The 16,299-nt window shown below is 41.3% G+C and carries 12 protein-coding genes and 1 tRNA gene; 8 read left to right on the forward strand and 5 right to left on the reverse strand.

The window, feature by feature from the left end:
- Positions 1–303 precede the first annotated feature (303 nt).
- The 3 genes from treZ (at position 304) to GNE10_RS19700 (ending at position 6,992) form a co-directional block, all read left to right on the forward strand.
- Positions 304–2,151, forward strand: a complete 1,848-nt coding sequence (gene treZ, locus GNE10_RS19690; protein ID WP_185566610.1) for a malto-oligosyltrehalose trehalohydrolase — start codon at positions 304–306, stop codon at positions 2,149–2,151.
- 314 nt (positions 2,152–2,465) lie between these two features.
- Positions 2,466–5,264, forward strand: coding sequence for a malto-oligosyltrehalose synthase (treY, locus tag GNE10_RS19695; RefSeq protein ID WP_185566611.1), 2,799 nt, complete (start codon positions 2,466–2,468; stop codon positions 5,262–5,264).
- A 213-nt stretch (positions 5,265–5,477) separates the two neighbouring features.
- Positions 5,478–6,992, forward strand: coding sequence for a trehalase family glycosidase (locus tag GNE10_RS19700; protein WP_099068183.1), 1,515 nt, complete (start codon positions 5,478–5,480; stop codon positions 6,990–6,992).
- An 82-nt stretch (positions 6,993–7,074) separates the two neighbouring features.
- On the opposite strand, the gene GNE10_RS19705 is transcribed toward GNE10_RS19700, so the two are convergent.
- Together GNE10_RS19705 and GNE10_RS19710 are read right to left on the reverse strand one after the other, a co-directional pair.
- Positions 7,075–7,650: a Uma2 family endonuclease gene (locus GNE10_RS19705; RefSeq protein ID WP_185566612.1), complete on the reverse strand. Its 576-nt coding sequence runs from the start codon at positions 7,648–7,650 to the stop codon at positions 7,075–7,077.
- Between the two features lie 123 nt (positions 7,651–7,773).
- Positions 7,774–8,868, reverse strand: coding sequence for a cell wall metabolism sensor histidine kinase WalK (locus GNE10_RS19710; protein WP_099068181.1), 1,095 nt, complete (start codon positions 8,866–8,868; stop codon positions 7,774–7,776).
- Positions 8,869–9,577: 709 nt separating this feature from the next.
- Between GNE10_RS19710 and GNE10_RS19715 the strand changes: the two genes are divergently transcribed.
- The 3 genes from GNE10_RS19715 to GNE10_RS19725 all read left to right on the forward strand — a co-directional run bounded on the left by GNE10_RS19715 (position 9,578) and on the right by GNE10_RS19725 (position 11,407).
- Positions 9,578–10,297 (forward strand): response regulator transcription factor, encoded by a 720-nt coding sequence (locus tag GNE10_RS19715; protein WP_099068180.1) that lies wholly within the window; start codon positions 9,578–9,580, stop codon positions 10,295–10,297.
- Positions 10,298–10,486: 189 nt separating this feature from the next.
- Positions 10,487–10,568, forward strand: a tRNA-Leu gene (locus GNE10_RS19720).
- Between the two features lie 62 nt (positions 10,569–10,630).
- Complete coding sequence (locus tag GNE10_RS19725) at positions 10,631–11,407, forward strand: RNA methyltransferase (protein ID WP_185566613.1); 777 nt, start codon at positions 10,631–10,633, stop codon at positions 11,405–11,407.
- A 158-nt stretch (positions 11,408–11,565) separates the two neighbouring features.
- Here the strand turns inward: GNE10_RS19725 and GNE10_RS19730 are convergent, their stop codons facing one another.
- The gene (locus GNE10_RS19730; RefSeq protein WP_185566614.1) at positions 11,566–11,802 is read right to left on the reverse strand and encodes a hypothetical protein; all 237 of its coding nucleotides are present in this window, start codon (positions 11,800–11,802) and stop codon (positions 11,566–11,568) included.
- A gap of 632 nt (positions 11,803–12,434) precedes the next feature.
- Here GNE10_RS19730 and GNE10_RS19735 point away from each other — a divergent pair.
- A complete protein-coding gene (locus tag GNE10_RS19735; RefSeq protein WP_185566615.1) occupies positions 12,435–13,058 on the forward strand; it encodes a class I SAM-dependent methyltransferase in 624 nt (207 codons plus the stop codon).
- 119 nt (positions 13,059–13,177) lie between these two features.
- Positions 13,178–14,344, forward strand: coding sequence for a pyridoxal phosphate-dependent aminotransferase (locus GNE10_RS19740; RefSeq protein ID WP_185566616.1), 1,167 nt, complete (start codon positions 13,178–13,180; stop codon positions 14,342–14,344).
- Between the two features lie 87 nt (positions 14,345–14,431).
- On the opposite strand, the gene GNE10_RS19745 is transcribed toward GNE10_RS19740, so the two are convergent.
- Positions 14,432–15,310: a protein-glutamate O-methyltransferase CheR gene (locus tag GNE10_RS19745; RefSeq protein WP_185566617.1), complete on the reverse strand. Its 879-nt coding sequence runs from the start codon at positions 15,308–15,310 to the stop codon at positions 14,432–14,434.
- A gap of 247 nt (positions 15,311–15,557) precedes the next feature.
- Positions 15,558–16,082: a hypothetical protein gene (locus GNE10_RS19750; RefSeq protein ID WP_099068174.1), complete on the reverse strand. Its 525-nt coding sequence runs from the start codon at positions 16,080–16,082 to the stop codon at positions 15,558–15,560.
- Positions 16,083–16,299: the final 217 nt, after the last annotated feature.

The raw sequence follows: 16,299 nt of genomic DNA on the forward strand, positions 1-16,299 counted from the left end.
GGGGAGATGGGGAGACAAGGGGGACAAGGAGAATAAATTCTGATTTTACAGTCCCTAGTCTCCAGTCAACTGTCAACTGTCAACTGTCATCAGTCCCCAGCCAACACCAAAAAATGTTCAATAACTTAATTTATCATTAGACAGAGTTTTGTAGTTCTAAATTCAGTCCTTTGATACTAGTAAAAAGTCCAGTGAAACCACCATGATTCTATTTGTTTGGCGTGTTGGTCAAAAGTGTGTGACAACATGAAATTACTGGACGCCAAAATCCGGTACACAACCTGATTGAAGGGGGAAATCTGCGTGAGAATTGGTGCTCATTATTTGGGTAACGGAGAGTGTGAATTTACAGTTTGGTCTCCGACGTTAGATAGCGTTGCTGTGCAAATTTTGACGCCAGAACCGCAGGTAATTGCGCTTAAACCTCAAGCAGAGGGATACTGGCAGACGAAGGTGAATGATGTGTATCCAGGTACGCTTTATAAGTATGTGCTGAATGGAGAAAATGCTTTCCCGGATCCAGCATCGCGCTATCAACCTGAAGGTGTACACGGGCCATCTCAAATTATAGATCGTCAGTTTCAGTGGACTGATGAAGGATGGGCTGGAATTCCTGTGGAGTCGATGATTTTTTACGAACTTCATGTGGGGACATTCACCCCTGAAGGTACTTTTGCTGCTATTATTCCCCGTCTCCCGGAATTACGAGAACTGGGAATTAATGCCATTGAAATCATGCCGATTTCTCAGTTTCCCGGAGATACCCATATTGAACCTGCTTTGGCATACCGTAACTGGGGGTATGATGGCGTTTATCCTTATGCTGTGCAAAATTCCTACGGAACTCCAGCTGATTTAAAAAAATTGGTGGATGCTTGCCACGAAAATGGTATTGCTGTTGTGCTGGATGTGGTGTATAACCACTTTGGGCCAGAAGGTAATTACATTGGTCAGTTTGGGCCGTACTTTACCAAAACCTATAAAACGCCGTGGGGCAATGCGATGAATTTCGATGATGCCCTGAATATGGGCGTGCGAAATTATTTTATTGAAAATGCGATTTATTGGTTGAGTGAATTTCATATTGATGCACTGCGGTTAGATGCAATTCAAGCAATTTATGATTTGGGAGCAAAGCATTTTTTGTGGGAATTAGCAGAAGCAGTTCATCATTTTTCTCAACAAGGGCAAAGATGGAAACGTCATTTAATTGCCGAAAGTGATTTAAATAATCCGCAAATCATTCGTCCGGTGGAATTGGGCGGATATGGAATCGATGCCCAATGGAGTGATGATTTTCACCATGCCTTACATACACTTTTAACAGGCGATCGCCAAGGATATTATCAAGATTTTGGCACATTTGCTGACTTAGCAAAAGCTTATCAAGATACTTTTGTCTATGATTGGAAATACTCGGTGGATCGCAAACGATATCATGGTTTATCTTGCAGCGATCGCCCTTTATCACAGTTTTTAGTCTGCATCCAAAATCACGACCAAATCGGCAACCAAATGAAAGGAGAACGCCTCAGTGCGCGCGTCTCTTTTGAAGGATTAAAATTAGCCGCCGGCGCTGTGTTACTCTCACCTTATTTGCCTTTATTATTCATGGGCGAAGAATACGGTGAAACCGCACCATTCATTTACTTTGTTAGTCACTCAGACCCAGATTTAATTCAAGCAGTTCGAGCCGGACGGAAAGAAGAATTTGAACCATTTCATTATGAAGACGACCCCCCAGACCCAGAATCAGCAGAAACATTTTTACAGAGCAAACTCAACTGGGAATTACGCCACGAAGACAATCACAAAGTTTTATGGAATTGGTATCGTCAATTAATTAATTTACGCAAAACCCATCCAGTACTGATTAACCAAGACCGCAATTCTATCCAAGCCACTAGCGATGAAGACAAGCAATTAGTCATCGTTCGTCGTTGGAGTGAAACGAGTGAATTAATATTTGTATTGAATTTTAATTCGTCTCCAGTGACAATAACTTTGCCAATTCAAAACAAAGCTCACAAACTATTAGATTCAGCAGACACCTCATGGTCTGGGCCTGGTTCTCAAGCCCCTGAATATCTATCTGCGGGAGAAGAAATTAAACTACAACCCATTAGTTTAGTACTGTATGAAAGGGAGTAGGGAATGGGGAGTTAGGAGTTAAGAGTTAGGAGTTAGGAGTTTGGAGTTTGGAGTTTGGAGTTTGGAGTTGGTTTTAAAGGTTCAACGTTTAAGCTTAGAGGTTCACTGTTGAGTTTGAAAAGCTAAAACTCCCAACTCATCACTCCCAACTCATCACTCCCAACTCATCACTCCTAATTCATCACTCCCAACTCATCACTCCTAACTCCTAACTCCTAACTCATCACTCCTAATTCATCACTCCTAACTCCTAACTCCTAACTCATCACTCCTAATTCATCACTCCTAATTCATCACTTCCACGAAATACAAGTATGCGAATTCCAAGAGCAACTTATCGAATTCAGTTTACACCCCAGTTTGGCTTTGAAAATGCAAAAGCCATCGCCGCTTATCTTTCTGATTTAGGCATTTCTGATTTGTATGCTTCGCCGATTTTCAAGGCGCGGTCTGGTAGTACTCACGGTTACGATATAGTAGACCCGACTCAACTCAATCCGGAACTGGGAACTAATGAGTCCTTTGATGCATTAATTAGTGAAATCCAATCTCTGGGAATGGGTTGGTTACAGGATATTGTGCCCAACCACATGGCCTATAGCAGCGAAAATGAGTATTTAATGGATATCTTGGAACACGGGCCAGATTCCAGTTATACTGATTATTTCGACCTTTCTTGGAATGTACCATTTGGCGATCGCCAACAACGAATTCTCGCTCCTTTATTGGGAGATTTCTATGGCGTATCTTTGGAAAATGGACATATTCAACTGCAATACGAACAAAATGGCTTAACTGTCAACTATTACAGTTTAAAACTACCACTGCGCTTAGAGTCTTACACAAAATTTCTCACCTATAATCTGGGCAAACTCACGCGCACGTTAGGCCGCAATCATCCTGATTTTATTAAATTATTGGGGATTCTGTACATTCTGAAAAATGTGCCTTCAGAAGTTGCGGGTAAACAGCGACAAGACCAAATTGCATTTATCAAAGGATTAGTTTGGGAACTTTACAATACAAACGATGCAATCCGCGAGTTTATTGTAGAAAATCTCAAAACTTTTAATGGAGAACCGGGTAATTCTGAAAGCTTTAATCTCCTAGACGATTTACTCAAAGACCAGTTTTATCGTCTCGCCTTTTGGAAAGTCGGGGCGGAAGAAATGAATTATCGGCGATTCTTTACGGTCAATGAATTGATTTCTGTCAAAATTGAAGAACTGCGAGTTTTTAATAACACTCATAGTTTGATTCAAAAGCTAGTTGAAGAAGGTAAATTTACAGGTTTACGCATTGACCACATAGATGGACTGTATAACCCGACTCAGTATTTAGAAAGGCTGCAAGAAAAAACGCCAGATGTTTACATCACCGTGGAAAAGATTTTGGAATTAACTGAAGATTTGCCAGAAAATTGGCAAATTCAAGGTACATCTGGTTACGATTTTCTAAATTATGTCAATGGTGTATTTTGCAATAACGAAACCGAGTTTTTGTTTGATAAAATCTATTATGCTTTTATCAATAATAAACTCAATTATGCTTCTTTAATCAAGGATAAAAAACAGCTAATTATCGAGAAAAATTTAGCAGGTGACATAGATAATTTAGCCATTCTACTAAAAAATATTTCCAGCAAATATCGCTACGGAAATGACTTTACTATCAATGGACTCAAAAGAGCGATCGCCGAAGTTTTAACACTGTTCCCAATTTACCGTACTTATATTACTCCCGATGGAATTGGAGAAGGAGATAAACTCACCATTCAAGAGGTAATTAATCAAGCTAAAGAACAAGCACCTTTATTGCAGCATGAGTTAAATTTTATTGAAAAATTGATGCTCCTAGAATTCGATAATTCTCTTTCCCAAACAGAACGGGAACAGTGGATATATTTTGTTCTCAGAATGCAGCAATACAGCGGCCCCCTCATGGCCAAAGGTGTGGAAGACACAACATTATATGTTTACAATCGCTTGATATCCCTCAATGAAGTGGGCGGAAATCCCAGCCATTTTGGCATTTCTGTAGCTGACTTCCACAGCTTTAACCAAAAGCACCAAGCAACATGGCCTCACACCATGAACGCCACAGCCACCCACGATACTAAACGCGGTGAAGACGTGCGAGCAAGGTTAAATGTATTGTCAGAATTGCCAGAAGAATGGGAAGAACAAGTCAACATCTGGAGTCATTATAATCAAGGACATCGCCAGATTCGCCACGGATTTGCCATGCCCGATCGCAATGATGAGTATTTTCTCTATCAAACCTTAATCGGTGCATATCCCTTGACCGCAGAAGAACAGGAATCTTTCGTAGAAAGGGTGAAGGAATACATCATCAAATCAATTCGAGAAGCAAAAGTACATACTGCATGGTTGCGGCCTGATAGCGAATACGAAGAAGCTTGCACTTCCTTTGTAGAAAAAATCTTGAATCCTGCAACTTCTGGGCAATTTCTCGAAGCCTTTCATCCTTTTCAACAGCGAATTGCCGACTACGGAATGTTTAATTCCCTTTCCCAAACTCTACTTAAGACTTTAGCTCCGGGCGTACCTGATTTTTATCAAGGAACGGAACTTTGGGAATTAAGTTTAGTCGATCCAGATAACCGCCGTCCCGTGGATTTTGAACAACGACGCAGTTATTTAACTGCCATGAAAGAGCAAATCCAAACAGATATCTTAGGATTGATTCAAGAATTGCTCAAACACAAAACCGACGGCAGAATCAAACTGTTTTTAACGGCACAATTACTCAAAGCCAGAAAAGATTATCTCTCACTTTTCCAAGACGGAGATTATCTGCCGTTAGAAATTCATGGAACTCACGCTAATCATATTATTGCCTTTGCGCGACAATTAAAGAATCAAACAGCGATCGCCATCGCACCCCGCTTTTTCACTCGCCTCATTCAACCTGGAGAAAATCCCTTGGGTGAGTCAGTCTGGAAAGATACGCGCCTACAATTACCCTCAGGAACTTCGTCGTCTTGGAAAAATGTCTTAACTCAGCAACCATTACAAGCCAAAGAAACATTATCTATCGGATCTGCCCTCGCGCATTTTCCGGTTGCATTGTTGGTTAGTAGTGCTGAGTGAAACAATAAAATCTCACGCAGAAGAGCCAGTGCGTTGGGCGGCTGTGCCGACTTTTACCGCTAACGCGGAACCCGAAGGGTAGCAACTGGCGTCACGCAAAGGCGCAGAGAAAACGCTGGAAAAACTCTGCGTTCCTCTGCGATTTCCTTAGCGTTCCTACCCTACGGGAAGGCAAAGTGCCTATGCGTTTAAAAGTAATTCTTACTCCACATTATGACTACTCCATCACTCACCACCGCGCAGATAGACGCAGTACAATCCCATATCAAAAAAACCTGGAAAACCTTAACCCGATCGCACGAACATCTCGTACAATCTGCCAAAGATAGTAAACTAGACCACAGTTCAGAAACTCCTTGGATTGTCTACATTTCACCTTTGGAAGATTGTCCTAACGTGCAAACTGTGTTAGAGCGATCGCTATCTCGTCAGGATATGCAAAGAATTCAAATTCGTACTTTGCCGCCTGAGCCAGAAGCAATTCAAGAACATGGATTACTATACCTGCCAGGGCCTTATGTCGTCCCCGGTGGTCGCTTTAACGAAATGTATGGTTGGGACAGCTACTTTATATTATTGGGACTTCTACATGATGGCGAATTGGAACTAGCCCAAAGCCAGGTAGACCAATTACTTTACCAAGTGCAGCATTACGGTACTATCCTCAATTCCAACCGGACTTACATGCTGTCGCGATCGCAGCCCCCAGTCCTGAGTATGATGGTGATGGCGCTATTCCAACACACCCAGGATGAACAATGGCTGAGGTCAACGGTACCGCTACTAGAACAGTTTTATTATTACTGGGTAGTGCCGCCGCACTTGAATCCTGGAACCGGCTTATCGAGATTTTACGCTTTTGGCGAAGGCCCTGCACCAGAAGTTTTGTTTTCCGAACGAGATGAACAGGGAAGAAGCCATTACGACCGCGTTAAGGAGTACTATCAAACCTTTGAAATTGAAGATTATGATGTTAATCTTTACTACGATCGCGAAAAGGACGAATTAACCAGCCTATTTTATAAAGGCGATCGTACCATGCGCGAGTCCGGTTTTGATATCACTAACCGATTTGGCCCCTTCAGCGCCGACATCCTCCATTACGCTCCTGTGTGTCTGAACAGTTTACTGTATCAGATGGAACAAGACTTAGTACAAATAAATGAGATTTTCGGCAACGAAGATCTAGTGCAACAATGGCGCGAACGTGCAGAAATTCGCCGCCAACGCATCGATCAGTTTCTTTGGGATGAAGAACACGGGCTTTATCTCGACTATCACCTCCAGAGTGGCGAACGCCGCCGTTATGAATTTGCCACGACATTCTATCCCCTTTGGCTGGGAATTGCTTCCCCATCCCAAGCCCAGCGCTTAGTAGAAAATCTTTCTTTGTTTGAAGCCCCAGGTGGTATTTTTACCAGTACTCGCGTGACCGGCAATCAGTGGGACGCACCCTTTGGCTGGGCACCGTTGACCTTAATCGCTGTCCAAGGACTTCACCGCTATGGATATCATACAGAAGGCGATCGCATTGCTAACAAATTCCTCGCTATGGTGGTCAAGGAATTCGGGCGTCACAACACTTTAGTGGAAAAATATGATGTCCAACGCTGTTCCGCCAACGTTTCCAGTGAAATCTGTTTTGGATATAGTTCTAACGAAGTGGGTTTCGGCTGGACAAATGGGGTGATTCTGGAACTTTTAGCAGCGTCTCAGAAAAAAGGTTAAAGTGTTGACCGTTGACCCTGAGCGGAGTCGAAGGGTCAACAGTCAACAATAGTAATGAAATATTTTTTTACTTGCAAGTCCCTTAGATAATTCCGGCTTGTTGAAAAATATTTTGCGGTGTAAATGGGATTTTTTCTAGTAACGAATCAGCTAAAGTATCGTTACCTCTTTTTGTCTGTGGTGGTGTATTGGGATAAAAAATTGTTACCGTTTTTGCTCGCGTATCAACCACCCAAACACAACAAACACCAGCTTTGAGATAATCAGTTGCTTTTTCGGCAATTTCACCAAAAGTCTGACCAGGGGAAATAATTTCAATCACTAATTCTGGTGGCACAGGACAAGGTTCATCTAATACCCAGTCAGCAGGAAGACGGCGGTATGAAACATAATTCAAATCTGGTACGGGCATCCAATCTTGTTGATTTAGTGTTAGTTTGATTGCCCATTCAATGACAACCCGACCCTTTTCTTTTGCCCATGCAGACAATAGTATAAATAAAGCACCTGTGGTCGAGCCATGAAAAAATTTTGGTGACATTTCATCGTTTTTATATTTGGGTACAGCTTCACCGTTCACAAATTCGTATGTAATATCACCTTCGGGGAGTGCCAGAAATTCTTCTAGACTTAGGCGTTGATTAGAAGACTGAACCATAGGTATTGAATCAAAAAAGCTTATTTTTAGTTTAGGCCATCGCCTAAACAGATAAGCTCTTCCACATTTAAGGCTGTTGACTGTTAACTGTGAACCGTCAACAGTCAACAGTCAACAAACTTTTCAGTTTTCACCAGCCAAAGGGACACGAATTGTAAATGTACTACCTTGCCCTGGTTCAGATGTGACATCGATTGTGCCTTGATGTGCTTCAATGATGCAACGAGATAGATATAGTCCTAAACCACTACCAGAACGTTGGTGTTTACCTTGGCGAAATCGCTCGAATAAAATTGCTTGGTCTTGTTTGGAAATTCCCGGCCCTGTATCCTGGATACTGATAATTACCTCTGGCAAATTAACATCGCAGCGAATATTTACAGAACCTTTGTCTGTAAATTTAATGGCATTGCCGATGATGTTTGTTAAAACTCGTCGCAGTTCTACGCGATCGCCCATTACCGTACTTGTAGTTTCGCTTTTATCAATGTTGACGGCTAACCCTTTTTCTTCAGCTAAAGGAGTTAATTCTTGGGCGACTTCATTAACTAATTCCTGAAGATTACAAGGTGCAATTTTTAAAGTTTTGCAGCCCGCTTCATGACGATAAACTTCTAACAAAGTATTTACCATTTCTAGCAGGTCTTGATTACTGCCAATCATGGTATTAATTATTTCTTGTAATTGTGGCGAAACGTCGCAAAACCTCCCTTCCAGTAGTAATTTTAAAATCCGATTGGAGGCTACTAGGGGTATGCGTAAATCGTGGGTAAAACGCGAGACAAAATCTGCCCGCAAATTCGCCATTTGATCTCGTTCGTCAATGCTATGCTTGAGGCGGAGCAGCGATCGCACTCGTGCATGTAGTTCATCAGGATCGAATGGTTTCCGAATAAAGTCATCTGCACCAGCATCCAGTCCTTGCACAACGCTGGATTCATAGTGAGCGGTAATCAACAAAATCGGGATAAACGGCAACGCTTGATTTTTGCGGATGCGTCGAGTAAATTCATAACCATCTATCCCTGGCATCATCACATCTAACAGAATTAAATCTGGTGGTGATTGCTCAACCATATCTAGAGCAACTTTACTATCTTCCACCAAGCTCAGTTCATAGTCGTTATCTTGTAGGACTGCTTCTAATATCAGTAAATTGTCAAATATGTCATCGACAACGAGAATTTTATCTTTTTTAACAGTTTTAGTTAAGGACATGGCTAAATATAATAAGAAGTGCTTGGCTATTCCTCGCAAATCTAGTAATAGCTTACTCCAATAGTGTTGACATAATTAAAATTTCACATTTTCCTTTAAACTTTCCTGAATTTTTGACATCTTTTTTGAATAATTATACTATTTTCTTCGTTAATTCAGTATTAAAAGTACTAAATGTTACTTATTGTTCAGCATGTTGTCCGCCAAATTAAATTTGTAACTAGAATGTAATACAAATTCCCAATTGACGCATACCTTAAGACAAGCTAAAGCTACAAAATTCATCAAGGAAAAACGCCTATATTACAAGGGTTTCGGACGGTGTATCTGTGGCACTCTTTTTTAAAATTGGTGTAACATTGAAGCAGCTTAGTGATTCATTTTATGTGCATCATTAGTGCTACAGCAAGGATCGGCGATGGAACATTAACCGATTCGTAGTTGCTATCAGATTTGGAAAATCAGTTGTAGCGCATAAAACATACATCTTGGCAAGAATGGACAAAAATAGTTTTTTGATTGAATTGTATTGTTTAGATGAAACTCTTGCCTCTGGAAAAACCTACAAGATAAGGTTATTTAATGTCTAATGGTAGATGCACTCCTGGAAACAATAGCAAACATATTGCTTTTTGTATAAAATCCTGAATTGGAGAACAGGATTATTTTAATGTGTACTCTAGATAGATAACAGTAAAGTTAAGCAACTATGGATGAAATCAAGATCCTCGTCATCGAAGATCATAACCTTACGAGAATCGGTTTGCGGGCTGCCTTACAAACTCAGCCAGAAGTTAACATTGTTGGTGAAGCCGCCAATGCCGCAGATGGAATCGAGCTTGTGAAAAGTCTCAAACCTGATATTGCTACTATTGATATTGGTTTGCCTGATATGGATGGTATCGAGCTAACGCGGACAATTAGGCAATATCAAGCAGAGACAGAAGATTATACAACAAAACTGCTGATTTTAACAATGCAGAATAGCGAGCAGGCAGTGTTAGCTGCATTTGCAGCAGGGGCTGATTCCTATTGTATGAAGGATATCGAAAGTGAGAGGCTAATTGAGGCTGTGCGAACAACCCATGCAGGTAGCTCATGGATCGATCCAGCGATCGCAGACCTTGTACTCCAGCAAATACGCCAAGATTTCCCCGATGCTAGCAGAGGATCGGCAACCAAAAGAGTGTTAATTGAAGGTATTGACCCAGATATCGAAAAAACTATCGTCAGTTATCCTTTAACTCAACGGGAAATGGATGTTTTAGAGTTGATTGTCGCAGGATGTGACAATGCAGAAATCGCCAAAAGACTATATCTCACAGTGGGCACTGTCAAAACTCACGTACGTGGTATTCTCAATAAACTCTGTGTTGCTGACCGTACACAAGCTGCTGTGCGTGCTTTACGTGCAGGGTTAGTTCCTTAAAAAATATAGCAGAGAAGACCAAACAGAGAAGTTGGTATCCGAGTTTTAACGGCAACTGCTATCAAAAGATAAAAGTAAAAAGAAATACTCTATTATTCTTTCTTTTGCCTTTTAACTTTCGCTTTTTTGCACTTGACAAAGGTAAAAAAATACGTAACAATTAGAAATTGTGGATAAAGATAATTGCCAGCGGAACTGGCGGAATTGGCAGACGCGCTAGATTCAGGTTCTAGTGCCGCAAGGCTTCCGGGTTCAAGTCCCGGGTTCCGCATAATCAATTTTGGATTTTGGATTTTGGATTAATCTAAAATCTAAAATCTAAAATCTAAAATCATGTTGACCAGCTTACAAAATCCTTTAGTCAAGCAAATCCGCAAGTTACACTCTACCAAGGAGCGCCACAAGCAGGAGTTATTTTTGCTGGAAGGGACGCACCTGTTAGAGGAAGCTTGTGCGGTGAATTACCCCCTAGAAACGGTGTGTTGTACCCCAGATTGGCAAGCAAACCACCCGTCATTGTGGGAGGAAGCTTGTAGGCGATGCAGCCGCGCCGAAATTGTCAGTAAAGAGATTTTAGATGCCATCGCCACCACAGTGCAACCCGATGGTGTGGTAGCAACAGCAAAACGCAGCAATGGTCAAACTCAAGTACCATTTACTGGTTTAGTCCTAGCTTTAGAAACAGTACAAGATCCTGGGAACCTGGGTACGATGATTCGTACTGCGGCGGCCGCTGGAGCGTCCGGGTTGTGGCTCAGTGGAGATAGCGTCGATTTAGAGAACCCCAAAGTGCTACGTGCTTCAGCAGGGCAATGGTTCCGCCTAGCAACGGGAGTCACCGAAGATTTAAAAGCGATAGTACAACAAAGCCAGCAAGCAGGAATGCAGGTAATAGCAACATTGCCGAATGCAAGCTTAACTTATTGGCAGGTGGACTGGCGAAAACCGAGTTTAATATTACTGGGAAACGAAGGTGCTGGTTTGTCAGCAGACTTAGCCGCAATGGCAGACAAGCAAGTGAAAATTCCCCTGAGTCCTGGGGTAGAGTCTTTGAACGTAGCGATCGCAGCTGCGTTAATGTTGTACGAAGCTCAACGGCAAATGGCTTAGGAGTAGGGAGTGGGGGGGTAGGGAGATGGGGAGACTTGTACTGAGCGGAGCCGTTGGCGCAGCCTCTCGCAGAGAAGTATGGGGCAGAGGAGCAGGGAATAATAATTCATCAGTCATCAGTCATCAGTCATCAGTCATCAGTCCCCAGTCCCCAAGTTTTATTTCGTTTTTTCCTCCAAATATTGTTCAATGTCGGCAACGGCGTCTTCAAATGCAGCTAAATCAATATTTGTCAAGTCTTTATTGAGTTCGACTTCATCAGCACTCTGGTTATGCAATTTTGGTGTATCTTCATCCTCAGTAGGATTTTCTTGTAAGATATCCTCCAATTGTTCCAGTGCTTCTTGAAACTCTAGATCGGCATCGTAGTGCAGTGGTCGGTGGCTTGGCTCCATAATTTTGACTTAAAAATCCTATTGACTAGCGTAATTTTTATAAATTTAAATTTTGCATATATAACATCATATTTGTGGTTATCTGCTTTATCAACTTTGGAGCGATCGCTATTTTTGGCCAGTGACTTCTGGGACTTACGCAACGCTGATATTGTCATTGCGACGGAAACGAAGTGTAGGGAAGCAATACCAGAGTTTTGGCCATTACTTCACTTTGCTTGTAATGACGTAAAATCCTATTTATTGCCTCAGTCGTGAGCTTAAAGTCGTTGACTGTTGATATCATGTCCGCCTAATCACTTATCAAAAAAATTCCCCGCGTCCCCACGTAAGAGCGTCAGTCCTAATGATAAGTCTTCAACCGGACATGATATGAGAGCTAGTTGCTATCCTAAGAAAGCAGGAACCTTCTTCTCCTGGGAACCGGACAAGCCCCTTAAGCCGTTCAAAGCACTGGCTTTTGTTAACTGTCAATCGTCAACAGCCGACGACGAGTCAATGTGCAAGTTAAATGCAAAACAGCTTAGTTTACGTATTTATACATTAATCGCCCTTCCACATTACTATTAAGAAGTTGGTGCAAGCTCAAGTATTCAAGAAGCTTTCTTTGCCTGTTGTCTATTCCCTGTTATATGATTGAAGCCACAGTTCGCAAACAATATAACAATCTGGCGGCCATATACGATCGCCGTTGGAAAAAGTATATTGATAATACACTTTCTTCGCTCAAAACCTGGGCAGAAATATCACCGTTAGATACTGTACTTGATATTGGTTGTGGAACGGGTGAATTAGAAAAATTGCTATTAACTGATTATCCAAACCTCAAAATTGTCGGTGTAGATATTTCAGAACAGATGCTAGCTATTGCCGAGAACAAATGTAGCGGTTATCCGCAGGTTTCATTTCAAGTTGCTAGTAGCTCAGCGTTGCCATTTCCTAACAATAGTTTTGATGTCATTGTATCAGCCAGTGCATTCCATTACTTTAGCGAACCATTGGCAGCATTAATAGAAATGAAACGCGTACTCAAGCCCAATGGCAAAGTTGTAATTTTGGATTGGTGTAAAGATTATTTATTTTGTCAAATATTGGATATCATACTGAAGATTTTTGACCCAGCACATCAGCAGTGTTACACCCAAGATGAATTGCATCATTTCCTGAGTTGTGCCAATTTCGTAGTTTCTCGTGGGACTAAAGTTCGTTTGGGAATTTTTTGGGGGCTGATGCTAGCTACAGGAGAAGCAGAGTGAAAAAGAATTCTAGATTAGGACTTAGGCAGCAATTAGGCAAGGAATTGTGAAAAGGAAAATCTGGGTGGGATTCTAGGATATGCTTAAGTAAGTGAAAGATTTGCCAAAATAAAGTAAGAATGAAGCTGGCAGCAAGAGTAAGTCAGGTAACACCTTCATTAACCTTAGCGATCGCAGCCAAGGCTAAGGCAATGAAGACAGAGGGCATAGATGTTTGTAGTTTTAGCGCTGGAGAACCAGATTTTGATACCCCAGCGCATATCAAAGCCGCAGCAGCAAAAGCTTTGGATGAAGGCAAAACCAAATACGGTGCCGCCGCCGGAGAACCAAAGTTAAGGGAAGCGATCGCCCATAAACTTAAAACTGATAACGGTCTTGATTATAAGTCAGAGAATGTCATCGTCACCAATGGCGGTAAGCATTCTCTGTACAATTTGATTGTGGCGTTAATCGATCCAGGTGATGAAGTCATAATTCCTGCACCCTACTGGCTAAGTTATCCGGAAATGGTGACCTTGGTGGGTGGAGTTTCGGTAATTGTCCCCACAGATGCAAGCACAGGCTATAAAATTACTCCCGAACAACTGCGTCAAGCCATCACCCCCAAGACAAAGTTATTTATCCTCAACTCTCCATCTAATCCCACGGGGATGGTTTACACCCCAGATGAAATTAAAGCATTGGCAGAGGTAATAGTTGATGCAGATATCTTTGTCGTCTCTGATGAAATTTACGAAAAAATCCTCTACGACGGTGCAGAACATATCAGCATTGGTTCTCTAGGCAAGGAAATTTTTGACCGGACTTTAATCAGTAATGGATTTGCTAAAGCTTATTCCATGACGGGCTGGAGACTTGGCTATTTAGCGGGGCCAGTGGAAATTATTAAAGCCGCCAGTTCCATCCAAGGACATAGTACATCTAACGTCTGTACCTTTGCTCAATATGGAGCGATCGCTGCACTGCAAAATCCCCAAGACTGTGTAGAAGAAATGCGTCAAGCCTTTGCCAAACGCCGACAGGTAATGTTAGACAGACTCAACGCCATTCCCGGACTGAGTACCGCTAAACCAGATGGCGCTTTTTATCTTTTCCCCGACATCAGCAAAACAGGTTTGAAATCCTTGGAATTTTGCGACGCCTTAATAGAAGAACATCAAGTAGCAGTCATTCCCGGAATTGCCTTTGGCGCTGATGACAACATTCGCCTTTCCTACGCCACCGATTTAGCGACCATTGAAAAAGGGATGGATAGGTTAGAGAAATTTGTCAAGTCGCGTATTTAGTTTAGTTGTGATTGGATTGAAAAATAAAAATGTCCTCTTCTAACAGGGAGGACTTTTTTTCTATTTTTTTAGCGCACATTAGCTGATTCAATTATAATTAAAATCTTTGTGCATCCCGGCTTCACTATGTCCCCGCGCTCTTGTTTTTCTATATAGCTTTTCACCTTTAACTATCTCTTCATATTGCTGTTCATAGGGAGTGAATCTAATGGATTCTTGTCTTCCTAAGCCCAAAATGCCAAAGGTACAAAGGCTATTAAAAAACAGTTCGTGTACCCGCTTTTGAAGTATCTGATTGAAATATATCAACACGTTACGGCAAAGGATGACATTAAATTCGTTAAAAGAGCTATCTGTTGCTAAATTATGCTGGGCAAAAACAATATTTTCCCTTAAAGATGCTCGAAAAATAGCGTTGTCATAAGCTGCCGTATAATATTCAGAAAAAGACTTTTTGCCTCCTGCTTTTAGGTAAAGATGAGTATATTCCTGCATGAGTTTTAGAGAAAAAATACCACTTTTGGCATTTTGTAATACTTTTTCGTTGGTATCAGTTGCATATATGCGACAACGGTGATAAAGTCCTTCTTCTTGTAGGAGAATTGCCATTGAATAGACTTCTTCACCCGTAGAACATCCAGCGTGCCAAATACGAATAAAAGGATAGGTTTGCAAGAACGGAATAACTTGACTTCTAAAGGTGTTATAAAAGCTAGGATCGCGAAACATTGATGTTACATTTACTGTCAGAGCCAGCAAAAATTTTTCTAAATAGTTAGGGTTGTGGAGTAACCGCTCTTGCAAAGCAGAAATATTAGTTAACCCTTCTAAACTCATAAAACCGAGAATACGGCGCTTAATTGAAGAAAGGGCGTAATTGCGGAAATCATAACCATAATACTGATACACCCCTTCTAAAAGTAGACGTATTTCGATGTCCTCTAAGCTAGGTTTTGGCACAGTCATAATGATATGATTTATAATGGGCTTCTCTACGAGACGCTGCGCGAACGCCCTGCTCACAAGACAGTAATTTTTAATTCTGAGTTCATGGATGAATAAGCTTTTTGAAAGAATGCTTCTGCAATTCGGGTGGTTTGTACCATCAATATTTGAGACTGGTTAGTTTTTGATAACCCAACTGAATCTTACGATAAAAAGTGTTGTTGGAGCGATTAAATTTTAAATTTGATAACTGTACTAACTTTGGACTTCAATTTAACCAAGTGGCTGTGACTCCTAAAACAGCGATCGCAATTATCGAAATCCCAGCTAGCAATCTCACTTGATGGCGTAGAGTCTTAATCTCTTGGTTAAGACTTTCAGCCTGTAGTGCAGAATATGGTTCAACTGGTGTAACTTCAATGGCTACTTCTCGCGGTTTAGCTGGAGTACTTCCAAAAGTAACTTGAGAATGTAACCAATTAGCAATCAGTTGCGGGCAGTTCTTTTTAAACCAGTTATAGGCTAAAGTTCTAAAAACTGGTTTCGACATCCGCGCAATTAATTTCATCAACCTGTTTATGGGTTGTGGGCGAAGCTTTTGGTTAATTAAGTTAACCGAGCCAACATCATAAAGACAATCCAGAATTAATTTCACAGTGGCTTCTTCACTGTTAATTAGATTTTGCAGTAACAGCAGAACATCATGCATACGCTCTGCTTCAATAAATTTTTCTGCCAATGTTTCTGGAGGAATTACTGATGTATTGGGGGAGTTTTTTCTTACTATTGTCATATTAATAACATATCAACGATGTTGATTTCAGTACAACTATCTACCGAGAGAAAGATGCTTAATCCACAGAAATAACCCAAAAAGTTGCATGAAATAGAGGTATTTCCTCCAAAGACAGAAGTTATATAGATTATTTTATTACTGAAGTGAATTTCCTGTCATTGATATTGTTTTAACCAAAAGATGGGGAGGTGGGGAGATGGGGGAGTGTGGGGAG

Origin of the sequence: Nostoc sp. 2RC, from assembly GCF_014222165.1 — a bacterium.
GTDB classification, from domain to species: Bacteria; Cyanobacteriota; Cyanobacteriia; order Cyanobacteriales; family Nostocaceae; genus Nostoc; species Nostoc linckia.